The organism is Roseomonas sp. WA12, from assembly GCF_054165765.1.
In genome coordinates this window covers 2,240,375-2,261,724 of record NZ_CM135108.1, presented here as the reverse complement: position 1 = coordinate 2,261,724, position 21,350 = coordinate 2,240,375, and the positions used below count along the sequence as shown (strand labels likewise).

Annotated in this window: 24 protein-coding genes; 19 read left to right on the top strand and 5 right to left on the bottom strand. The window is 71.0% G+C overall.

Annotated features, from left to right (window positions below; genetic code table 11):
* Positions 1-82: 82 nt before the first annotated feature.
* The 3 genes from ACVBD7_RS10790 to ACVBD7_RS10780 are packed head-to-tail and all read right to left on the bottom strand — an operon-like array spanning position 83 to position 1,391.
* Positions 83-304, bottom strand: a complete 222-nt coding sequence (locus ACVBD7_RS10790; RefSeq protein WP_458097482.1) for a hypothetical protein — start codon at positions 302-304, stop codon at positions 83-85.
* A 27-nt stretch (positions 305-331) separates the two neighbouring features.
* On the bottom strand, positions 332-760 hold the full coding sequence (arfB, locus tag ACVBD7_RS10785; RefSeq protein WP_458097481.1) for an alternative ribosome rescue aminoacyl-tRNA hydrolase ArfB: 429 nt from the start codon (positions 758-760) through the stop codon (positions 332-334).
* A gap of 1 nt (position 761) precedes the next feature.
* Entirely contained in the window at positions 762-1,391 is a 630-nt protein-coding gene (locus ACVBD7_RS10780) for an MSMEG_1061 family FMN-dependent PPOX-type flavoprotein (RefSeq protein ID WP_458097480.1), read from the bottom strand.
* A 291-nt stretch (positions 1,392-1,682) separates the two neighbouring features.
* Between ACVBD7_RS10780 and ACVBD7_RS10775 the strand changes: the two genes are divergently transcribed.
* The 4 genes from ACVBD7_RS10775 to ruvA all read left to right on the top strand — a co-directional run bounded on the left by ACVBD7_RS10775 (position 1,683) and on the right by ruvA (position 4,303).
* Positions 1,683-2,201 (top strand): hypothetical protein, encoded by a 519-nt coding sequence (locus tag ACVBD7_RS10775; protein WP_458097479.1) that lies wholly within the window; start codon positions 1,683-1,685, stop codon positions 2,199-2,201.
* A 211-nt stretch (positions 2,202-2,412) separates the two neighbouring features.
* Positions 2,413-3,162 carry a YebC/PmpR family DNA-binding transcriptional regulator gene (locus tag ACVBD7_RS10770; protein ID WP_458097478.1) on the top strand — a complete coding sequence of 250 codons (750 nt, stop codon included), beginning with the start codon at positions 2,413-2,415 and terminating at the stop codon, positions 3,160-3,162.
* 80 nt (positions 3,163-3,242) lie between these two features.
* Positions 3,243-3,698, top strand: coding sequence for a crossover junction endodeoxyribonuclease RuvC (gene ruvC, locus ACVBD7_RS10765; RefSeq protein WP_458097681.1), 456 nt, complete (start codon positions 3,243-3,245; stop codon positions 3,696-3,698).
* Entirely contained in the window at positions 3,695-4,303 is a 609-nt protein-coding gene (ruvA, locus tag ACVBD7_RS10760; RefSeq protein WP_458097477.1) for a Holliday junction branch migration protein RuvA, read from the top strand. The genes ruvC and ruvA overlap by 4 nt, the downstream gene beginning before the upstream one ends.
* A 15-nt stretch (positions 4,304-4,318) precedes the next feature.
* Here the strand turns inward: ruvA and ACVBD7_RS10755 are convergent, their stop codons facing one another.
* Positions 4,319-4,537 (bottom strand): hypothetical protein, encoded by a 219-nt coding sequence (locus ACVBD7_RS10755; protein ID WP_458097476.1) that lies wholly within the window; start codon positions 4,535-4,537, stop codon positions 4,319-4,321.
* Between the two features lie 199 nt (positions 4,538-4,736).
* On the opposite strand from ACVBD7_RS10755, the gene ACVBD7_RS10750 reads away from it, so the two are divergent.
* From ACVBD7_RS10750 to ruvB, 3 genes are all read left to right on the top strand, one after another.
* Complete coding sequence (locus ACVBD7_RS10750) at positions 4,737-5,756, top strand: SMP-30/gluconolactonase/LRE family protein (RefSeq protein ID WP_458097475.1); 1,020 nt, start codon at positions 4,737-4,739, stop codon at positions 5,754-5,756.
* A gap of 103 nt (positions 5,757-5,859) precedes the next feature.
* The gene (locus ACVBD7_RS10745) at positions 5,860-6,060 is read left to right on the top strand and encodes a hypothetical protein (protein WP_458097474.1); all 201 of its coding nucleotides are present in this window, start codon (positions 5,860-5,862) and stop codon (positions 6,058-6,060) included.
* A gap of 154 nt (positions 6,061-6,214) precedes the next feature.
* Positions 6,215-7,255, top strand: a complete 1,041-nt coding sequence (gene ruvB, locus ACVBD7_RS10740; protein WP_458097473.1) for a Holliday junction branch migration DNA helicase RuvB — start codon at positions 6,215-6,217, stop codon at positions 7,253-7,255.
* A gap of 72 nt (positions 7,256-7,327) precedes the next feature.
* Here ruvB and ACVBD7_RS10735 read toward each other — a convergent pair whose 3' ends face one another.
* Positions 7,328-7,837, bottom strand: a complete 510-nt coding sequence (locus ACVBD7_RS10735) for a hypothetical protein (RefSeq protein ID WP_458097472.1) — start codon at positions 7,835-7,837, stop codon at positions 7,328-7,330.
* A 106-nt stretch (positions 7,838-7,943) separates the two neighbouring features.
* Between ACVBD7_RS10735 and ACVBD7_RS10730 the strand changes: the two genes are divergently transcribed.
* The 12 genes from ACVBD7_RS10730 (at position 7,944) to thiD (ending at position 21,311) form a co-directional block, all read left to right on the top strand.
* On the top strand, positions 7,944-8,420 hold the full coding sequence (locus tag ACVBD7_RS10730; RefSeq protein ID WP_458097471.1) for a YbgC/FadM family acyl-CoA thioesterase: 477 nt from the start codon (positions 7,944-7,946) through the stop codon (positions 8,418-8,420).
* A gap of 225 nt (positions 8,421-8,645) precedes the next feature.
* A complete protein-coding gene (gene tolQ, locus ACVBD7_RS10725) occupies positions 8,646-9,392 on the top strand; it encodes a protein TolQ (RefSeq protein WP_458097470.1) in 747 nt (248 codons plus the stop codon).
* Between the two features lie 58 nt (positions 9,393-9,450).
* Positions 9,451-9,927 carry a protein TolR gene (tolR, locus tag ACVBD7_RS10720; protein WP_458097680.1) on the top strand — a complete coding sequence of 159 codons (477 nt, stop codon included), beginning with the start codon at positions 9,451-9,453 and terminating at the stop codon, positions 9,925-9,927.
* Between the two features lie 8 nt (positions 9,928-9,935).
* Positions 9,936-11,189 carry a hypothetical protein gene (locus ACVBD7_RS10715; protein ID WP_458097469.1) on the top strand — a complete coding sequence of 418 codons (1,254 nt, stop codon included), beginning with the start codon at positions 9,936-9,938 and terminating at the stop codon, positions 11,187-11,189.
* Between the two features lie 133 nt (positions 11,190-11,322).
* Positions 11,323-12,657, top strand: coding sequence for a Tol-Pal system beta propeller repeat protein TolB (gene tolB, locus ACVBD7_RS10710; protein WP_458097468.1), 1,335 nt, complete (start codon positions 11,323-11,325; stop codon positions 12,655-12,657).
* Positions 12,658-12,702: 45 nt separating this feature from the next.
* Positions 12,703-13,197, top strand: coding sequence for a peptidoglycan-associated lipoprotein Pal (gene pal / locus ACVBD7_RS10705; RefSeq protein WP_458097467.1), 495 nt, complete (start codon positions 12,703-12,705; stop codon positions 13,195-13,197).
* A 150-nt stretch (positions 13,198-13,347) separates the two neighbouring features.
* Positions 13,348-14,280, top strand: coding sequence for a tetratricopeptide repeat protein (locus ACVBD7_RS10700; RefSeq protein ID WP_458097466.1), 933 nt, complete (start codon positions 13,348-13,350; stop codon positions 14,278-14,280).
* Positions 14,281-14,524: 244 nt separating this feature from the next.
* Complete coding sequence (tilS, locus tag ACVBD7_RS10695; protein WP_458097465.1) at positions 14,525-15,700, top strand: tRNA lysidine(34) synthetase TilS; 1,176 nt, start codon at positions 14,525-14,527, stop codon at positions 15,698-15,700.
* 91 nt (positions 15,701-15,791) lie between these two features.
* A complete protein-coding gene (gene ftsH, locus ACVBD7_RS10690) occupies positions 15,792-17,717 on the top strand; it encodes an ATP-dependent zinc metalloprotease FtsH (protein ID WP_458097464.1) in 1,926 nt (641 codons plus the stop codon).
* Positions 17,718-17,867: 150 nt separating this feature from the next.
* Positions 17,868-18,998 (top strand): dihydropteroate synthase, encoded by a 1,131-nt coding sequence (gene folP / locus ACVBD7_RS10685; RefSeq protein WP_458097463.1) that lies wholly within the window; start codon positions 17,868-17,870, stop codon positions 18,996-18,998.
* A 184-nt stretch (positions 18,999-19,182) separates the two neighbouring features.
* On the top strand, positions 19,183-20,508 hold the full coding sequence (gene glmM, locus ACVBD7_RS10680) for a phosphoglucosamine mutase (protein ID WP_458097679.1): 1,326 nt from the start codon (positions 19,183-19,185) through the stop codon (positions 20,506-20,508).
* Complete coding sequence (gene thiD, locus ACVBD7_RS10675) at positions 20,505-21,311, top strand: bifunctional hydroxymethylpyrimidine kinase/phosphomethylpyrimidine kinase (protein ID WP_458097462.1); 807 nt, start codon at positions 20,505-20,507, stop codon at positions 21,309-21,311. The genes glmM and thiD overlap by 4 nt, the downstream gene beginning before the upstream one ends.
* Positions 21,312-21,350 lie beyond the last annotated feature (39 nt).

The window sequence follows — 21,350 nt, the reverse complement described above, 5'->3', positions numbered from 1 at the left end:
TGGATCCCCTATACGGGCCGCGCTGCGGGCCCTTGTTGCGAGGGTGGATGCCACTTGCTCTCTATTCTGTGAAGATAGGTGTTCAGGCCGGCACTGGAGTGCAGGCTTCGCAGATTGCCTGGACGTGGCGGTGGTCCGTACCGCAGCAGGAACCGAGGGCGCGCGTGGCTGCGGAGACGGTGGTCAGGGCGAGGTAGCGGCGCGCGAGAATGGCGGGGTCGCCGGCGTCGAGGGTTTCGGCCTCGTCCAGCTCGGCATGGCTCCTGTTGCAGGCGTTGACGCGTATGCCGCGGATGCGGGCCACCCAGGGCTCCCCGGCGGCGAGCGCGCTCTAGTCTTCCCGCACGCGGCCGCGTCCTTGCTTGACGGTGGCGCGAACGCCCTTGGCTGCCAAGCGGCGCTCCTTGCTGCCCTTGGTGGGGCGGGTCGGGCGGCGGATCGGCGGCGGCGGCGCGGCGGCGTCCTGCAGCAGGGCGAGGAGGCGCGCGCGGGCGGCCTCGCGATTGCGGTCCTGCGTGCGGTGCTCGCGGGAGATGATGAGGAGCTCGCCTTCCGCCGTCATGCGGCGGCCGGCAAGTTCCCGCAGGCGGGCCATGATGCGCTCGGGCATGTCCGGCACACGGGCAGTGACCAGCCGCAGCTGAACGGCGGTTGCGACCTTGTTGACGTTCTGTCCGCCGGGGCCGGAGGCGGTGATGAAGCTCTCCTCCATCGCCTCGGCCGGGATGGTCAGGCGGCCGGTGACGCGAAGAGGCTCCACCCTAGTACAGGTTATCGGCGCAGTAGGGCGCGACCTCGTTGTCGTAGGCCTCGCGCGGCAGGGCGCCCTTGGTGTGCTCGTCGATCATCTCACCGCCGGTGGGGGCGCCGGCGGGCTTGGCGCGGCCGGCCCAGAGCTCGGCTCGCAGCAGGGCGCGCGGGCACTGCATGAACACCTCGGTGACGGATACGAGCAGCACGGTGGCCGGAACCGAGCGGCCCATGGCGAGCTGGGCACAGAGAGAGGGATCGGTGGTGATGCGGGCGGTGCCATGGACCCGCAGCGTCTCGCCCATGCCGGGAACGAGGAAGAGAAGGGCGACGCGGGGGTCGTCCAGAACGTCCCGCAGGGCGTCCAGGCGGTTGTTGCCGCGGCGATCGGGCAGGGCGAGGGTGCGCTCGTCCAGCACGGCGACGAAACCCGCGGCATCACCACGCGGGGTGGCGTGCGGGCCGCGGTGGCCGATGGTGCTCAGGACACAGAAGGGCGAATTGGCGATGAAGGCGGCGCTGCGGCCCTCGATCCGATTGGTCGCCTTGGCGGCGACGACTGGCTTGGGTGGCGGATAGATTTCCCCCAGCGCCTCGTGCGAGGTGACGTCGAAGGGATAGGCGGCCGGGTTCGCGTCCATCGCGCACTTCTATCATCCGGGCCGCGCGCCTGTCTGCGTGGGATTGGGGTGCGCGGGGCCGCTGCGGGCTGCAATTCCGTGCGGCAGCCAAAGGCTGTGACTTGCTGTCTCAAAATTTGGAATTATGATGCTGTCCTGACGGTCCGCATCAGGAGGATGCCGGTCACCGCCGACTGGAGCACTGCCGTGACATCGGCCGGCGCCGGTTGGCGGGACGCCGGAAAGTTGCCGGGTGAGCCCTAGCGGGACGCCCTGCGCCGGCTCCTCCTCCGCAGCGGCTAGGCCTTCCAAATGTCGAACATCCAGCGCGGGCTGCCCGGGGAACTCCGGGCAGCGCGGGCCTCCTCCGCAACCCGGTCCGCGCTCGCCGGGCTCGGCAGCCTGCCGCCCGGTCTGGCGGCGCGGCTGGCCGGGGCGGTTCACCATGCCCCGGAATCGGCGGCCGCTGTTGCGCGGATGGAGGTGGACCCGCTGGCTCGGGCGACGCTTCTGGCGGGGATGGCGGAGCGTGTCCTGGCAGCCTGGCTGGCGCAGCCGCTGGCAGGAGGTGCATCCTTACCGGGTGGTATCGTGATGCTGCATCTCGCTGTTGAGATCGATACCGATGCCGCGACCATGTCCGCGCAGGCCGGGACGGCCCGCGGTATCCGCGTCATGCAGATCGGCGCCGGGTCGCCGCAGGCGACGGCCTGGCAGGCGGGCTACCTGGACGGGCGGGCGGGGCGGGTGCCGCGCTTCACCGGGCCAGGGGAGCTGGAGGGGGATTACTGGCGCGGGATGGATGCCGCCCTTTCCCACGGCGGGGCCTGAATGGCCGGCGGTTCCGCGGCGGCCGCGGGTGGCGCGCGGCCCGGGGCGCGTTTATATTCGGCCTTCCCGCCCGCCGCGCGGGCCGCCGCCCGGAACCGCCTGTCGGGACCGAGGCCCTGGCCCCGCCGGGGCGGCGCGCGGCTCCTGGATTCGCCCGGGCCGGAGCGCCGGATGCCCGAGCCCGGGAAGAGAGAGGAACAGGACGCCGACCATGGCCGGCCATTCGCACGCCAAGAACATCGCCCACCGCAAGGCCGCGCAGAGCGCCAAGCGTGCCCAGGCCTGGGGCAAGCTGATCCGCGAGGTCACCGTCTCCGCCAAGGCCGGGCTGCCGGACCCGGCCCACAACCCGCGGCTGCGGGCGGCGGTGAAGGCCGCACTCGTCAACAACATGCCGCGCGACACGGTGGAGCGCGCGATCAAGCGCGTGGCCCAGGGCACCGACACCGAGAATTACGACGAGGTGCGCTACGAGGGTTATGGCCCGAACGGGGTGGCCATCATCGTCGAGGCGTTGACGGACAACCGGAACCGCACGGCCTCCGACCTGCGCTCCATGTTCTCGAAGAACGGCGGGGCGCTGGGCGAGAGCAATTCCGTGGCCTTCCAGTTCGAGCGCGAGGGGGTTGTGCGCTATCCGACCACCGCGGGCGACGCGGACACGGTGCTGGAGGCCGCGATCGAGGCGGGTGCCAGCGATGTCGAGTCCGACGAGGACGGGCACGCGATCCGCACCGCGATCGAGGACCTATTCACGGTGCGCGACGCGTTGGAGGCCGTGTTGGGCCCGGCGGAGAGCGCGAAGCTGGAGTGGCGGCCGAACGCGACCATACCGCTAGACGAGGATTCCGCGCGCGGCGTGCTGAAGCTGGTGGATGCGCTCGACGACCATGACGACGTGCAGAACGTCTACGCGAATTTTGACGTGCCGGACGATGTGCTCGATCGGCTGACGGCTTGATCGGCACCTCCGCACTTCGTCCCGGCGGCGCTGTTCGCATTCTCGGGCTCGACCCCGGGCTGCAACATACGGGCTGGGGGATGGTGGAGAGCACGGGGTCGCGGTTGCGGCATCTGGCGGACGGGGTGGTGAGCACGAAGGCCGATCTGCCGCTGGCGGACCGACTGTGCATCATCCATCGCGCGCTGCTCGGAATCATCGAGCTGCACCGGCCGGACGAGGCGGCGGTGGAGCACACCTATGTCAACAAGAACCCGGGCGCCGCGCTGAAGCTGGGGCAGGCGCGCGGGGTGGTTCTGCTGACGCCGGCGCTGATGGGCGTGGTGATGGCCGAGTACCAGGCGATGGAGATCAAGCGCGCTGTGGTCGGCACTGGGCATGCGGACAAGATCCAGGTGCAGGACATGGTCCGGCGGCTGCTGCCCGGGGCGGTGATCAAGCGGGCCGATGCGGCGGATGCGCTGGCGATTGCGATCTGCCACGCGAATCATCGGTCCACCCGCAACGCGCTCGCGAAGGGTTACGTGCCGGCATGATCGGGAAGCTCACCGGGCGCCTGGATTTCGTGCATGAGGGCGGCTGCATCCTGGACGTGAACGGGGTCGGCTATCTCGTCGCCGCCTCCTCCCGCGCCGTCGCGGCGCTGCCGGCGGATGCGAAGGGCACGCTGTGGATCGAGACGGTGGTGCGCGAGGACGCGATCACCCTCTACGGCTTCGCGGATGCGGCGGAGCGGGACTGGTTCCGGCTTCTGACGGGCATTCAGGGCGTGGGGCCGAAGGTGGCCCTGGGGCTGCTGTCGGCGTTGTCGCCGAAGGATCTGGCGGCGGCGATCCTTGGCGGCGACCGGGGCAGCCTGACGCGGGCGCCGGGGGTGGGGCCAAAGCTGGCCGTGCGGCTGCTCTCCGAGCTGAGGGAGAAGGTGGGCGGGATGCCCACGGGCAACTCCAGCTTCGTCGTGCCCGCCGCGCCTATGCCGGAGCGCGGGGTGGCGGCGGATGCGGTTTCCGCGCTGCTCAACCTGGGCTGGCGGCGGCCCGAGGCGGCCTCGGTGGTGGCGCGGGTGCAGGAGCGGATCGGGGAGGCGGCGGATCTCAACACGCTGATCCGCGAGAGCCTGAAGGAGATGGCGCCCCGCTGACGGCGGGGTGTCGGGTCAGGCCGGCTCGGGTTCGCCGTTCTGCTGGACCTGCGCCAGGTTGTTCGCTGCTCCGGGCGCGGCGCGTGGCGTGATGCGGGGCGCGCTGCGCGGCCTTGCCTCGGCCTCGGGCGCGCTCCAGCGCGAGCGGAACAGCAGGGACAGCACGCCGAGCGCGATCATGCCCACCAGCGCGAAGATCGGCAGCAGCAGGATGTAGAGGGCGGTGTTGGTCATCTCTTGTGTCATGCGGGCCTCGGGGCAGGGGCGCCCTTCGACCGGAAATCCTTTCCGCATTCGCTTTTGGGCCTCTCCATCCTGCTTCGGGCCCGATGAATGAAGGGTTGATGCCGGGGCTTGAAGCGCAGCGCTCGGGCGCACAGGCTCGCTCCCCGTGGCCCGCAGAGGCCAGGCAGTCTGGGAAGGGAACGAGGGCATGGGCACGAGACGCGAGGCCTTGGGCGCGATCGGCGCGGGAATGCTTCTGGCGGGTGGTGCCCGCGCGCAGGGCGCGGCGGCTGACGGATGGCAGTCCGCGCGGCGCTTCCCGGATGCGTCCGTGCAGATCCTCGATCCGCGATTCGAGCGGTACCGGCTGGCGCTGGCCGCGGTGGAGCGGATCGGCACGGGGCTGAACTGGGCCGAGGGGCCGCAATGGTTCGGCGACACGCGGATGCTGCTGTTCAGCGACGTGCAGAACAACCGGATCATGAAGTGGGACGAGGAGAGCGGGCGCCTGGGGGTGTTCCGGAAGCCCGCGAACCACTCGAATGGGTTGACCCGCGACCGGCAGGGCCGGCTGGTGGTGTGCGAACACGGCTCGCGCAGCGTGACCCGCACCGAGCATGACGGCAGCATCACCGTGCTGGCCGACCGCTTCGAGGGCAAGCCGCTGAACTCACCCAACGACATTGTCTGCAAGGCCGACGGCTCGATCTGGTTCACCGACCCGGCCTTCGGCCCCAACCCCTTCGAGGGCATGGCGCGTCCGGAACTGCCGGGGAACGTCTACCGGATCGACCCGGAGACGCGTCAGGTAACAGCAGTCATCACCGATCTGCGCGGGCCGAACGGGCTGTCCTTCTCGCCCGATGAGAAAGTGCTTTACGTCGTCGAGGCACGCGCGACGCCGAACCGCCTCATCCTGGCCTACGAGGTTTCGCCGGATGGACGCAGCGTGTCGAACCGGCGCGTGCATTTCGATTGCGGGGCTGGCACGGCGGATGGGTTCAAGCTCGACGTGGACGGCAATCTCTGGTGCGGCTGGGGGATGAGCGAGGCACTGGACGGGGTGGTCGTGATCGCGCCCGACGGCAAGCAGATCGGGCATATCCGGCTGCCGGAGCGCTGCGCGAACGTCGCCTTCGGCGGCGCCAACCGGAACCGGCTGTTCATGACATCGGCGCGCTCGCTCTTCGCGCTCTATGTGAACACGCAGGGGGTCGCCGGCCGGTAGGGACGGCTGGGGGAGGGAACTCCCCCGGCCCGGAACCATCGCATGTGAAGGACCGAGTGGGGGGAGCGGGGCATCACATGCGGCTGAGACTTGGACCCGCTGGATGCCCGATGACCTTATGCTGATGCATGCGCGACGCTGCGTGCAGGATGCCTCCTCCCGCGCGAACGATGCGCTGAGGACAATCCTGCAATCCCGCGAGGTTCTCGAGACCAGCCGTCGCCTGCTGGGCACCGTCCAGGTACCGCGGTCGGCGGCGGAAGTTTTCTTCCAGCTTCGGGGCAGCAAGTCCGCCGACAGGTAGCGCGGCAGCGCCGGGTTTCGGGAGCTTGCCGGCTGCCCTGCTGCTGTCCTCGTCGCGGCAGGCCTGGGCGGGGATGCGCAGGCCGGGCGAAATCCCGCACCCCATGCCGTCGCGTCCCGGCGACACGGCCCGGTGGTCACGCTATGTTCCCGCCATGAATGATGATCGCATCACCGCCGGCAACCGGCAGGAGGAGGACGCGGCCGAGGCCACGCTGCGCCCACAGACCCTTGCCGACTTCACCGGCCAGCCGGCGTTGCGCGAGAACCTCTCCGTCTTCGTGCAGGCCGCCCGCGCCCGTGGGGACGCGCTGGACCATGTGCTGCTGTTCGGCCCGCCGGGCCTGGGCAAGACCACCCTGGCGCAAATCGTGGCGCGGGAGCTGGGGGTGGGGTTCCGCGCGACCTCCGGCCCGGTGCTGCAGCGGGCGGGGGACCTGGCCGCGATCCTGACCAACCTGCAGCCGCGGGACGTGCTGTTCGTCGACGAGATCCACCGGCTGCAGCCGGCGATCGAGGAGACGCTGTACCCGGCGATGGAGGATTTCCAGCTCGACCTCATCATCGGCGAGGGACCGGCGGCGCGCACCGTGCGGATCGACCTGCCGCCCTTTACCCTGGTGGGCGCCACGACGCGGGCAGGGCTGCTGGCGACTCCGCTGCGGGACCGGTTCGGGATCCCGCTGCGGCTGCAATTCTACTCGGCGGAGGAGCTGGAGCGGATCGTGGCGCGCGGGGCACAGAAGCTGGGCTTTGTACTGACCCCGGACGGCGCGCGGGAGATCGCGACGCGCAGCCGGGGCACGCCTCGGATCGCCGGGCGGCTTCTGCGCCGCGTGCGGGATTTCGCGGCGGTGGCGGGCCGGGATGCGGACCGCACGCTCTGCGACGCGGCGCTGGAGAGGCTGGAGGTGGACCGGCTGGGGCTGGACGCGATGGACCGGCGATACCTGCGCCGGCTGGTCGAACATCACGGCGGCGGGCCGGTGGGCGTCGAGACTCTCGCGGCAGCGCTGGCGGAGAGCCGCGACACGCTGGAGGAGGTCATCGAGCCCTTCCTGATTCAGGAGGGGCTGATCCTGCGGACGCAGCGCGGGCGGGTGCTGGGAATGCCGGGCTGGAAGCATCTCGGCATGACGCCGCCGCGCAGCGCCGCCGTTTCGCAGGGCAATCTGCTGGACGATCCAAACCTTTAGCGAGTGACCGGCAGGGGATTTCCCCTGCCAGCCTGGTCCAAAGTTGTTGGATTAGTTTTCAGCGGCCCGGTGTCAGCGAGCCGGGGTCGCCGAGTTGCCGGGCGAGGTCGGGCGGCCTGCCACCGAGGAACCGGCCGCGCCCGTGCCAATCTCGGCGTTGCTCGGGTTGGTACCGGGAGTGACGGTGGTGCCCGTGCCCATGGTGCCCGGGGTCATCGTGCTCGGGGCCATGGTGCCCGGGGCCATGGTGCCCGGAGCAGGGGCGCCCGGGGTGTTGGTGCCCATCGCTGCGCCGGGCGTGTTGCTGGTACGGGCGCCGCCGCCGCCGAGCGGGGCCGCCGCGGTGCCGCTCATGCCGCCGGTCGCGCCCGGTCCGGTGCCGCCGAAGCCGGACTGGCCGCCCGCGGTGCTGCCGCCGAGCGTTTGGCCGGAGCCCTGGTCGATACCGGCGCCGCTGGAGGAGGCGACGCCGGGGTTGTTGACCCCGGGGCTGCTGGTGGTGGGGCTGGTCTGGGCCTGGGCGGCGAGGGCCGTTCCGGCAAGGAGCGCGAGGGCGAGGGCGGCGGGCTTGATCGGCGACATGGGGGGAGTCCTCCGGGGTGCGGCGCGACGAGGTGTCGGCCGTCCGGAATGAAACGCGGCAGACCTGCATTCTTGCCGATGAAACCTGCGCGACGAAGTGGACGAAGTGCCAACCCCTGTCCCGGCCCCCTGGCTCGCGGGGGCGATCGGCGCTAGGTCCCGCGCCATGGCCGTGCACCGCTACCCCATCCGCGTCTATTTCGAGGACACCGATGCGGGCGGGGTGGCCTACCACGCCAACTATCTTCGCTGGGCGGAACGGGCCCGGACGGAATCCTTGCGCGACATGGGTTTGCCCCATCATCTTTTGATGTCACGTCACGGTTCGTTGCTTGTGGTGCGGCGCATCGAAGTGGCGTATCTGCGCCCCGCCCGGCTCGATGATCAGGTGTTCGTGGAGACGCGGGTGCTGAAGTCGGGGGCGGCCTCCGTCGAGGTCGGGCAGGATGTGGTGGCGGAGGATGGGGGTGTGCTGGCGCGGCTGAAGGTCGGGCTGGTCTGCGTCTCGCAGGAAACGCTGCGCCCGGTGCCGCTGGCCGAGCCCTGGCGCACGGCACTTCGGCCGGAGGCGGCGCCGGGCTGAGATGTCAGGCTGGGCCTCCCGGACCTGCCGCTTCGTGGCGGTGTAATGGCGGGCCTCGCCGCAAAGCCGTCCGTGGCGCGGTCCAACCTCTCGGGCGGTCAGTGCCGCGACGGGTGGGCGCCGGTCCGGGCGCGCGGGTTCTGCCCCGGCGGGGCAGGTGTTGTCGCCCCACGGGGGGGCAGGGATTGGGGGCGCCCCGCGGGGCGTTGAAGAGGGAGACCGCCCGTGGGTGGTGTGACTGCGCAGAACCTGGCCACGGCCGGGCACGATCTTTCGCTCTGGGGGCTGTTCCTCCAGGCGGACTGGGTGGTGAAGGCCGTGATGATCGGGCTGCTGCTGGCCAGCGTCTGGGTCTGGGCCATCGTGTTCGAGAAGTGGAACACCATGCGGCGCGTGAACCGCGCGGCCGATGCCTTCGAGGATAAGTTCTGGTCGGGCGGCAGCCTGGAGGATCTCTACCGCACCGAGGGTGAGCGCCCGACGCATCCCATGGCCGCCGTCTTCGGTGCGGGAATGCGGGAGTGGCAGCGGGCGGCCGATCTCGGCCTGACCGGGGCGCTGGCGCTGACCGGCATGAAGGAGCGGTCCGAGCGCGCCATGAACGTGGCGGTCGGCCGCGAGATGGACGGGCTGGAGAAGTGGATGACCTTCCTGGCCTCGGTCGGCTCGGTTGGGCCCTTCATTGGGCTGTTCGGCACGGTCTGGGGCATCATGAATTCGTTCTCGGCCATTGCGGGCATGAACAACACGAACCTCGCGGTCGTGGCGCCGGGCATCGCGGAGGCGCTGTTCGCCACCGCCATCGGCCTGGTGGCCGCCATCCCCGCCGTGCTCGCCTACAACAAGATCAACACGGATCTGTCCCGCTTCTCCGGCCGGCTCGAGGGCTTCTCGGCCGAGTTCGGCGCGATCCTGTCGCGCCAGGCTGACGAGACGCCGGCCCCGGCGCCGCGCCAGCCGGCGCAGGTCTAGCGCCGTGGCGGCATCCCTTCAGGGCGGTGGCGGGCGGGGCCGTGGGCGCCGCCGGCCGATGGCCGAGATCAATGTCACCCCACTGGTGGACGTGATGCTGGTGCTGCTCATCATCTTCATGGTGGCCGCGCCGCTGATGACGGTCGGCGTTCCGGTGGACCTGCCCAAGACCAACGCGGCCGCGCTGAACCAGGAGCAGGAGCCGCTGACCATCTCGGTGAACACCGAGGGGCGGATCTTCCTGCAGGAGACGGAGGTGCAGGCCGAGAATCTCGTGCCCCAGCTGCAGGCCATCATGCGGAACCAGCCCCAGGGCCAGCCGGAGCGGCGCATCTTCGTGCGCGGCGACCGGGCGATCGCCTATGGGCGGATCATGGAGGTGATGGGCATCGTCTCCTCTGCCGGGTTCTCGCGCGTGGCACTGCTGGCCGAGCAGCCGGCTGGCCAGCCGGCGCGCACGGCCGCCCCAGCCACCGGTCGCGCACCTGTCGCCCCTGCCACTGCGCCGGCCCGTCCGGGCGCGCCCGCGCGCTAGGGGCCGTCATGGCGAAGGCTCAGGCAGCGACGGGCTGGACGGCGTGGATGGAGCAGGACCGGCTCCGTCCCTGGATCGTCGCTTCCGTGCTGGCGCATGCGCTGGTGGGGCTGCTGCTGCTCATCGAGATGCCGGGCCGCGAGATTCCGGAACCGATGGAGACGGCGGTTCCGGTGGAGATCGTCACGCCGGACATGCCGCAGCTGGCCCAGGCGCCGGAGCCGCTGCCGCTGCCTGCCCCGCCCGCGCCCGATGCGCCGGCGGTGCCGAGCCCTAATCCTGCGCCGCCCACGCCGCCGCGCCCCGAGCCGCCGACGCCGCTGCCGCCCCCGCCGCCGCCGAACCCGGCCGCTGCCCCGATGCCGGCGCCGCCCACCCCGACTCCGCCGACCGTGACGCCGCCGCTGCCGACGCCGCCCGCGCCCACCCCAGCGCCGCCCGCGCCCACGCCGCCGCGCCCGGCGCCGCCCACGCCGCCGCAGCAGCAGGCCCAGGCGACGCCTGCGCCGCCCGCGCCGCCGCTGCCCCTGCCGCCCCCGCCCGCGCCGCCCGTGCCGGAGGGGGTGCAGCAGGCACAGCCGAGCCCGCCGACGCCGCCTCGCCCGACGCCGCCCACGCCCACCCCCACGCCGCCCTCGCCGCCCACCCCGCCGCGCCCGACGCCGACGCCCCCGCAGCAGCAGGCCGCCGCCTCTCCGCCGGCACCGCCCGCGCCGCCGCGGCCCAACCCGGTGCCGAACCAGCCGCCCGTGCCGCCGGCGCGCGACAGCAACGGCCGACCGGGCACCGGGCAGACCCCGCCTGTTCGGGATCCGGCTGAGAACAGCAATTCCGTGCAGAGCACGCTGGAGCGGCTGCGTGCGGCGCAGGCGCAGAACCAGGCGCCGACCTCCCGCGTGAACCCGGCCGCAGGTGCGCCCGCCCGGGGCGGCGGCGCCCCGACAGGCACGGCGACGCTGACCCAAGGCGAGATCCGCGGCCTGGCGGAGAAGATCAGCGAGTGCTGGTCGGTCGACGCCGGCGCCCAAGGGCTGGAGAACATCACCGTGGAGCTGAAGGTGGAGACGGACGCGACGGGCACGATCCGCGTGGTGCGCCCGGTCGGCAGCGTCCCCTCCAGCCCGGTGGCCCGGGCCGTCTATGAAGCGGCCCGGCGCGCGCTCCTCGATCCGCGCTGCGCCGCGACCGGCCTGTCGCGGGAGAAGCTCGCGGCCGTCAGCGCGTCCACCTTCCGGTTCAGTCCACGCGGGTTGTCGCGGTGATGGCGCTGCCGCGCGCGATCAACTTCCGTCCGATCGGTGCCATTTCGTGCCCTCGCGACTTGCGTCATCGGGCGGCTTCGGCTTCTTCCCCCTTCCGCGACCATTCCCACCTGATCTCCGAGGTTATGCATCCATGATGACGACCGATCGGCGTGGCCTGATCCTGGGCGGCGCTGCGCTGCTGACCGTCCCGGCCACCGCGCGCGCCCAGGGCACCACCCAAGGGGCCGTGATCGACATCACCCGCGCGCGCACGGATCCGATCCCGATCGCTGTGCCGGCGCTGGCCGGTGGCGGCCGTGGGGCCGACATCTCCCGCGTGATCCAGGCCAATCTGCGCAATTCCGGTCTGTTCCGGCCCGTGGACAATGCGGCCTTCATCCAAAGTGCCGAGGCCGCGGCCGCGACGCCGCGGTTCCAGGACTGGCGGGTGATCGGGGCGAACGCGCTGGTGACCGGCCGGGTCGAGGATCAGGGCGGGCGGCTGCGAGTGGAGTTTCGCCTGTGGGACGTGCTGCCGGAGCAGCAGATTCAGGGCACCGCCTTCACCGCGCCGGCCGCGCAGTGGCGCCGGATCGCGCATCTGATCTCCGACGTGATCTATGAGCGCCTGCTGGGCGAGAAGGGGTATTTCGACACGCGGATCGCCTATGTCGGCGAGAGCGGGCCGCGGGACCGCCGTGTGCGCCGCTTGGCGGTGATGGATCAGGACGGGGAGAACAACCGCTTCCTGACCGACGGTTCTTTTCAGGTGCTGTCGCCGCGCTACCATCCGACCAACGCGCAGCAGCTCGTCTTCATGTCCTACTTCCAGAACCAGCCGCGCGTGTACCTGTTCGACATGAACAGCGGCCGCTCCGAGGTGCTGGGGCAGTTCCCGGGCATGACGCTGTCCCCGCGCTTCTCGCCGGATGGTCGGAGCGTGGTGCTGTCCTTCGCCCAAGGCGGGGACGCGAATATCTACGCGGTCGATATCGGGTCCCGCAGCCAGCGGCAGCTCACCTCGGGCGGCGGGCTGGATGTGTCGCCCTGCTACAGCCCGGACGGCTCGCAGATCGTGTTCAACTCGGACCGCGGCGGCGACCAGCAGCTCTATGTCATGGGCGCGGGCGGCGGTGGCGCGCGGCGCATCTCCTTCGGGCGCGGCCGTTACGCCACCCCGGTCTGGTCGCCGCGCGGGGACCTTATCTCCTTCACCCGCATTTCCGGCGGGCAGTTCGGCATCGGCGTGATGCGGCCGGACGGCTCGGGCGAGCGCATCCTTACTGAAGGCTGGGGCATGGAGGCGCCGACCTTCGCGCCGAATGGCCGCGTGCTGGCCTATTACCGCGAGAGCCGCGCGAGCGGTTCGCGGGGTGAGGGATATTCCGCCCGCCTGGCCCAGATCGACATTGCTGGTTTCAACGAGCGGCAGATCGTGACGCCGACTGATGCAACCGATCCGTCCTGGTCGCCGCTTCTCGGCTGATCCCCAGACACTGAAACTCAGAAACCCTATCGAAGAGGTACCATAATGAACATGAAGATCCTGGGCGCGCTCGGCGCCATCGCGCTGCTCTCCGCCTGCTCCTCCGACGAGGCCACCAACGCCGCGGCGACGGGTGCGGGCGGCTCGGGCGGCCTGGCTGGCGCCGGCATGGGCTCCGCGCGCCCGGGCAGCCAGGAGGATCTGGTGGCCAATGTCGGCGACCGCGTGTTCTTCGACACCGACAGCACCCAGGTTCGCGGCGACGGCCGCACGACCCTGGAGCGGCAGGCCGCCTGGCTCGCCCGCTACCCGCAGGTGACGGTGTACATGGAAGGCCATGCCGACGAGCGCGGCACGCGCGAGTACAACCTCGCCCTCGGTCAGCGCCGCGCCAACTCGGCGCGCGACCTGCTCGTCGCGAACGGCGTCTCGGGCCAGCGCGTCCAGACCGTTTCCTACGGCAAGGACCGCCCGGCCGCGCTGGGCTCGGACGAGTCGTCCTGGGCGCAGAACCGCCGCGCCGTCACCACGGTTCGCTGAGCGGATCATTGACGACCTAATCCCGGCGCGGCTCCCTGACGGGCGCTGCGCCGGGTTCATGCGTTCTGGCCGTCCGTTCCGGGCGGCACCGGTGGTTTCGGCGCCGATTGCGCGGGATGGACGTGCGATGCACGCCAAGAGGGGGTGAGGATGCTGCGATCCGGGTCTCGGCGCCTGAAGGGGCGGGGCGTGGGCCTTGCGGCCGTGCTGCTGGCGGGGGTGGCCTTTGCAGGGCCGATGCTGCCCGGCCGCGCACTCGCGCAGGCGGAGAGCCGGGAGGGCCTCTACCTCCAGAACCAGATCCTCCAGCTTCGGCAGGAGCTGGAGATGATCAGACGGAGCGGCGGGTCGGTGGCCCCCCAGCTGCCGCCGCCTGGCCGCGGTGGTGTTGCCGCGGGCAGCGGGGAGATCGTCGGCCAGCTGCTCGAGCGCGTGGGTACGCTGGAGGAGGAGGTGCGTCGCCAGCGCGGCCGTGCCGAGCAGGCCGAGTACGCGAACCGCACGCTGCAGCAGCAGGTCGAGAAGCTGCAGGGCGACATGGAATACCGCTTCAACGCCTTGGAGAGCCGAGGCGGCGCTGCCCCGGCCGGGACGACACCTCCGGCGGGGCGACCCGCGGGCGGGCAGCAATCGGGCGCGCTGACGCCGCCCGCTGACGCGCCCGCCCCGCCCCCCGGCCAGCCGGCGGCGCCGGCTCCGCGCACACCCGAGATCGCGCTGCGTGAGGGACAGACCGCCCTGGGCCGCCGCGACTACGCCGGTGCCGAGGCCGCGGCGCGTGAGGTGCTCGCCGCCCGCAGTACGCCGCGTGCCCAGGACGCCGGTATTCTGCTCGGCGATTCGCTCGCCGGGCGCCGAGATTTCCAGGGTGCGGCCCTGGCCTATGACGACGCCTATCGTCGCGCCCGTACCTCCGGCCGAGCACCGGAGGCGATGATCGGGTTGGCCAACGCTTTCAACGGCTTCAATGCCAAGCGCGAGGCTTGCCAGACCCTGGACGACCTCCGCACCCAGTTCCCGCGCCTCTCGGCCGGGCTGCAGGAGCGGGCGGGGCAGTCGCGGCAGCGGGCTGGGTGCCGGTAGTGGCCGATGGGTGAGGCTTTGCCTCCCTCAGACTCCCCCCAGCGGGGAGCCTGAGGCTCCCCGGACCCCTCCAGCCGATTGTTTGCGGTTCGCTGAGGGTGCAGCAGACCTCAGGGTTCTCGCCCGGGGCTGCTTTTCGATCAGGGTATCTTCGATCGGCTCGATGCTGGGCTGCTAAGTGCCCCTTCGGCTTCGCTGGTGGCCACGTTATCACCGCGGCTCCCGTCCTGGCGGTAAAGGACCGATGATCGAGCCGGCTTTCGATGCAGCGATGGCGGAATTGGGCCCGTTCGGTACCGCGCCCGTACTCGCCATCGGCGTCTCTGGCGGGCCGCATAGCCTGGCACTGGCGGTGCTGGCGTCGAACTGGGCGAAAGCGCGCGGCGGGCGTGTGCTGGGCTTTGTGGCCGACCACGGATTGCGGGCGGGAAGCGACGGGGAAGCGGCCGGCGTCGCGGTGCGGCTGCGAGCTCTCGGAATTCCGGCTTTGGTGCTCGGCCTGGGATTGGCGCGGGGGCCTGGCATGCATGAGCGGGCGCGGGCCGCCCGGTTCGGGGCCCTTGTCCAGGCGTCAGAGGCCGCGGGGGCACCGTGGCTGCTGCTCGGGCATCATCGGGCGGACCAGGCGGAGACGGTGGTCTTTCGGGCGCTGCGAGGGTCGGGGGATGCCGGGCTGGCGGGTATGGCGGCCGCGCGCCCGGCAGGCGGGGTAATGGTGCTACGGCCGTTGCTGGGCGTGTCACCGGGAGCGATTGAGGATTTCCTGGCAGCACAGGCGCTTGCGGCGGTGCGGGACCCCTCCAACACCGACCCGCGTTTCGTCCGGGCACGGCTGCGGGCTGTGCTGGGCGATCCGCGCGGGAAGGGGGCGGGGGTAGCGGCGCTCGCAGCGGCTGGGGAGGCCTTTGCGGTGCGCCAGATGCGGTTGCGGGAGGCGGTGGCGCTTCGGCTGGCCAGGGCGGCGCGGTTCAAGGATGGGGGCTGGGCGCGGCTGGATCGGGAGACGCTGGGGACGGACGTGGTGGCAGAGGCCGCGCTTTCGGGGTTGTTGCGCGCCGTCGGGGGCGGGGTGCATCCGCCCGGGCGGGCTTCCGTGCGGGCGATGTTGCTGCGCGGAGGTGGTAGCCTGGGCGGGGCGCTGTGGCGGGGTGGATTGGTGTGCCGGGAGCCGGCGCGTTGCGCCGAGGCTGTGCCGGCATGTCCGGGGGTGCTCTGGGATGACCGGTGGCTGGTGCGGTGGGCCCCTGAGAGGAGCTGGATCGGGGCCCGCGGGCCGGGCGCAGCGCGGGGCGATGTGCCGGCGCTGGTGGCTGCTGGGATGCCGGTGTTGCGGGACGAAGGGGGGCGACCAATCGAGTCCGGTGCGACGGAAGGGGGCGACTGGGCCGAGTTCCGGCCGGTTTCAGGGCCAATCGCGTGAAAGCGGGTTCATCCAGTGGTTCCCTGATAGGGTTCGGCTCCCTATCTTGTTCTCAGGGCCGGTGTGACCGGCCAAAGATCGGGACCGTCACGTGAACAATTTCGGCCGTAACCTCGCGCTTTGGGTGATCGTCGCCCTGCTGCTCGTGGCGTTGTTCAACCTTTTCCAACCTTCCGGCACCGCGTCCAACCGGGGCATGCAGGTTGCCTATTCGGACTTCTTGAACGAGGTCCAACAGGGCCATGTGCGGGATGCCACCATCCAGGGCCGGATCGTTTCCGGCCAGCTGCAGGACGGGCGGACCTTCAGCACCTATACGCCTGAGGACCCGCAGCTCATCTCCAAGCTGACGGAGAAGGGCGTGCGCGTCGTCGCGCGGCCCGAGGAGAGCGACGTCAACCCGCTCTTCCAGATCCTCATCTCCTGGTTCCCGATGCTGCTGCTGATCGGCGTCTGGGTCTTCTTCATGCGCCAGATGCAGGGTGGCGGTGGCCGTGCCATGGGCTTCGGCAAGTCCAAGGCAAAGCTGCTGACGGAGAAGTCGGGTCGCGTGACCTTCGAGGACGTGGCCGGCATCGAGGAGGCCAAGGGCGAGCTGGAGGAGGTGGTGGACTTCCTGCGTGACCCGCAGAAGTACCAGCGCCTCGGCGGCAAGATCCCCAAGGGCGTGCTGCTGGTGGGCCCGCCGGGCACGGGCAAGACGCTGCTGGCGCGCTCCGTCGCCGGCGAGGCAAATGTGCCGTTCTTTACCATCTCGGGATCCGACTTCGTGGAGATGTTCGTGGGCGTCGGCGCCAGCCGCGTGCGCGACATGTTCGAGCAGGGCAAGAAGAACGCCCCCTGCATCATCTTCATCGACGAAATCGACGCGGTGGGCCGCCATCGTGGTGCCGGGCTCGGCGGCGGCAATGATGAGCGCGAGCAGACGCTGAATCAGATGCTCGTCGAAATGGACGGCTTCGAGAGCAATGAGGGCGTGATCCTCATCGCGGCGACCAACCGCCCGGACGTGCTTGACCCCGCGCTGCTGCGTCCCGGCCGGTTCGACCGGCAGGTCGTCGTGCCGAACCCCGACGTGAACGGGCGGGAGAAGATCCTGCGCGTGCACATGCGGAAGGTGCCGCTGGCGTCCGACGTTGATCCGAAGACGATCGCGCGCGGCACGCCGGGCTTTTCCGGCGCCGACCTCGCCAACCTCGTGAACGAGGCGGCGCTGCTGGCCGCCCGCACCGCGCGGCGCACGGTGGGCATGCACGAGTTCGAGTCGGCCAAGGACAAGGTGCTGATGGGCAGCGAGCGCCGCAGCCTTGTGATGTCCGAGGCCGAGAAAAAGATGACCGCCTATCACGAGGCCGGCCACGCGCTGATGGCGATGAGTGAGGAGGAGTGCGACCCCGTCCACAAGGCGACCATCATCCCGCGCGGCCGTGCGCTGGGCTTGGTAATGTCGCTGCCGGAGGGTGACCGCTACTCCAAGCACAAGTCCAAGATGAATGCGGAGTTGGCGATGGCCATGGGTGGCCGCGTCGCAGAGGAGATCATCTTCGGGGCCGACAAGGTGTCCAACGGCGCTTCGGGCGACATCAAGATGGCGACCGACCTGGCGCGCCGGATGGTGACGGAGTGGGGCATGTCCGAGAAGATCGGCATGGTCGCCTACGGCTCGAACGATCAGGAGGTGTTCCTGGGGCATTCGGTCACGCAGTCGAAGAACCTGTCCGAGTCCACCGCCCAGGCGATCGACGGCGAGATCCGCTCGATCATCGACACGGCCTATCAGCGGGCGAAGAAGACGCTGACGGACCGCATCGAGGACCTGCATCTGCTGGCTAAGGGCCTGCTGGAATACGAGACGCTCTCGGGCGACGAGATCCGGCAGGTGCTGCGCGGCGACCGGATCGTTCGGGACCGCCCGGACGAGCCGGTGAACCAGGGGCGGGGCAGCGTTCCCACCTCCGGCCGGCCGAATCCGCGGCCGGACACGGGTGGGATGCAGCCGGCACCGGCTGGGGACTGACCGGCAGCACCCGACCGGGGATCCCGATAATAAGGGGCTCCCTCTGGCGCGGAACACGGCGAGACGCTTGAATGGAACGGGGGCCCTCAGCGGCCCCCGTTTCCGTTCGGGGCCTGGGATAGGCCGCTGAGACCGGATTGGGAGGGGCCGATGGCGCGCTGGGTCGAACCAATGGGGCTGCTGCATGGCCGCGGCGCCTTTGCTGCTGTTGCCGCCGGTGCCGCACTGCCGCTGGAGGGCGGGTCGGCCGCCTTCACCTTGGTGCGGCTGGTCGAGGATGGGCGGATTGCTGGGCTGATGCCGGCGGTGGAGACGCCAGAAGCCTGGCAGGAGGCGGTTCTGGCGATCACCCGCCCGCCGCCGGCCTTTGCGGGCCTGCCGGATGCGGCGGGGCTTGGGCGCCCGCTGGTTATGGGGGTCCTGAATGTGACCCCCGACAGCTTTTCCGATGGAGGCCGGCATTTCGACCCGCGCGCGGCGCTGATGGCAGCGAACGCCATGCTTGAGGCCGGCGCCGACATGATCGATGTGGGCGGGGAGAGCACCCGGCCCGGCGCGACGCCCGTGGATGCCGAAACGGAGATTGCCCGCATCCTCCCGGTGATCCGGGAGATCGCCAAGGATGCGCCGGTGAGCGTGGACACGCGCCATGCCTCGACGATGCGGGCCGCACTGGAGGCCGGGGCCGAGGTGGTGAACGACATCACCGCGCTGCGGCATGACCCAGAGGCGATGGCTGTGGCGGCCGAGGCGGGCTGCCCGGTGGTGCTGATGCACATGCCCGGCACCGATCCCGCGACGATGCAGGAGCACGCGCATTACGGGGATGTGGTGCTGGAGGTTGCGGAGTTCCTTGCGGCACGGATCGCGGCCTGCGAGGCGGCCGGCATCCCGCGCCACCGGATCGCGGTCGATCCCGGGATCGGGTTCGGCAAGACAATGGAGCATAATCTCGAGCTGCTGGACCGGCTTCCGATCCTGCTCGGCCTCGGCTGCCCTGTCCTGGTCGGGGCTTCGCGGAAGCGCTTCATCGGGACCCTCTCCGGCACCTCCTCCCCGCGGGAGCGGATGGCGGGGAGCGTGGGCGTGGCGATAGCGGCGGCGGCGCGAGGGGCCGCGATGGTGCGGGTGCATGACGTGGCGGAGACGGTGGCGGCGTTGAAGCTGTGGCGGGCGAGCGTGGCCGGGCTGCCGCAAGGCGGAGTGGAAGCGGGCGTGGCGGAGCCTGCGATTGAGCTTGCCGTTGCCGGGGTGGGTGCCGGGGACAGCGCGAGGGCCTGATCTGGCCTGGGCTCGTTGCTTGGTAGCGGACCATCTGCCCTTGCGTCCCGTGCTGCGCTAGACAGGCCAAATGCTTGTTGGGAGAGGCGAGCCAGTGAGTGACGCTCAAGGTCATACCGGTGGTCCGGCTGTTCGGCGCCTCTTCGGGACGGATGGTATCCGCGGGGTGGCTAACCGTGCGCCGATGGATGCCGCCACTGCGCTGAGGCTCGGCCAGGCAGCAGGGCGCTTCTTCAACCGCGGGCAGCACCGGCACCGGGTGGTGATCGGCAAGGACACGCGGCTCTCGGGCTACATGCTGGAGCCGGCGCTGACGGCGGGCTTCGTCGGGGCGGGCATGGATGTGGTGCTGGTCGGGCCGCTGCCGACGCCGGCGATCGCGCTGCTGACGCGAAGCCTGCGGGCGGATCTCGGGGTGATGGTCAGCGCCTCGCACAATCCGTTTGAGGACAACGGGATCAAGCTGTTCGGGCCGGACGGGCTGAAGCTCTCCGACGCGCAGGAAAACGAGATCGAGGCGCTGATGGGGGGCGACCTCCTGTCCGCTCTGGCGGTGCCGCGGCGGTTGGGCCGAGCCTCGCGGCTGGAGGACGCGGCGGGGCGTTACATCGAGGCGGTAAAGGCAAGCTTCCCGCGCGGGCGGAGCCTGGAGGGGCTGCGGATCGTCGTCGATTGCGCCCATGGCGCGGCCTACAAGGTGGCGCCGACGGTGCTGTGGGAGTTGGGGGCCGAGGTGGTCTCGATCGGCGTGGCGCCCGACGGCTTCAACATCAACGAGGGTTGCGGCAGCACGGCGCCGGGCGCGCTCTCGGCACTGGTGCGGGAGCGGCGGGCCGATCTCGGCATCGCGCTCGATGGCGATGCGGACCGGGTCGTCCTGGTGGATGAGACAGGGGCGGTTGTGGATGGCGACCAGATCCTGGCGCTCATCGGTTCCTCCTGGGCGGCTGAGGGGCGGCTGCGAGGCGGGGCGGTGGTGGCGACCGTGATGTCCAACCTGGGGCTGGAACGGTTCCTTCAGGGAAAGGGCGTCAGCCTCCACCGGACGAAGGTGGGGGACCGCTATGTGGGCGAGGCCATGCGCGAGCGTGGATGCAACCTGGGCGGCGAGCAGTCGGGCCATGTGATCCAGTCGGATTACGGCACGACGGGCGACGGGCTGGTCGCGGCGCTGCAGGTGCTCTCCGTGCTGGTGGAGGAGGGGCGGCCGGCGAGCGAGATGCTGCGCCGCTTCGAGCCCTTGCCGCAGAAGCTGGTCAATGTGCGCCATGCCGGCGGCTCGCCGCTCGGGGATGCGCGTGTGGTGGAGGCGTTGGCGGCGGCCGAGGCGGAGCTGGGCGCGCGCGGGCGGGTGCTGATCCGGCCGAGCGGGACCGAGCCGCTGATCCGCGTGATGGTGGAGGCCGAGGAGCAGGCGCAGGTGGATACGCTGACCGCGCGCCTGGCTGAGGTGATCCGCGCGGCCTCCGTCGCCCCGGCAAAGGGCGCGGCCAAGGTGGCGGCGGAATGAAGGGTCGGGTCCTCATCGTCGCCGGTTCGGATTCCGGCGGCGGCGCGGGCATCCAGGCGGACATCAAGACGGTGACGGCGATGGGCGGCTATGCCGCGACGGCCATTACCGCGCTGACCGCGCAAGACACCGAGGGCGTGCGCGCCGTCCATGCCGTGCCGCTGGATTTCCTGCGGCTGCAGATTCGTATGTCGCTCGAGGATATCGGGGCGGATTGCCTGAAGACGGGAATGCTGGCCGATGCGGCGACGATTGACGCCGTGTGCGACACGCTGGCCGGCTGCGGCGTGCCCCTCGTCGCGGATCCCGTGATGGTGGCGACGAGTGGGGCGCGGCTGCTCGACCCCTCGGCCGTCGAGACGCTGAAGCGGCGGCTGCTGCCGCTGGCGACGATCCTGACGCCGAACCTCCCGGAGGCGGAGGTGCTTTCGGGCATGGCGATCCCGGATCTCGAAGCGATGCGGCATGCGGCGGAACTGCTGCTGACGCTCGGCGTGCCGGCGGTGCTGCTGAAGGGCGGGCATATGAGCGGGCCCGTGCTGCACGACGTGCTGGCCACCGAGGATGGGGTGGAGGTGTTCGAGAGCCCGCGCATCGAAACGCGCCATACCCATGGCACGGGCTGCACCCTGGCCTCGGCAATCGCCACGGGGCTGGCCCAGGGCATGGAACTGCGGGATTCGGTCGTCCGTGCCCGGGCTTATGTGGCGGCGGCGATCCGGTCCGCGCCGGGATATGGGCGCGGGCACGGGCCGCTGGATCACGCGGTGACGGTTGATCCCGGGCGGCTGGCCGCGTTCTGATTGCACTGCGAGGCGCCGCCTCCAGATCCCACTCTCGCG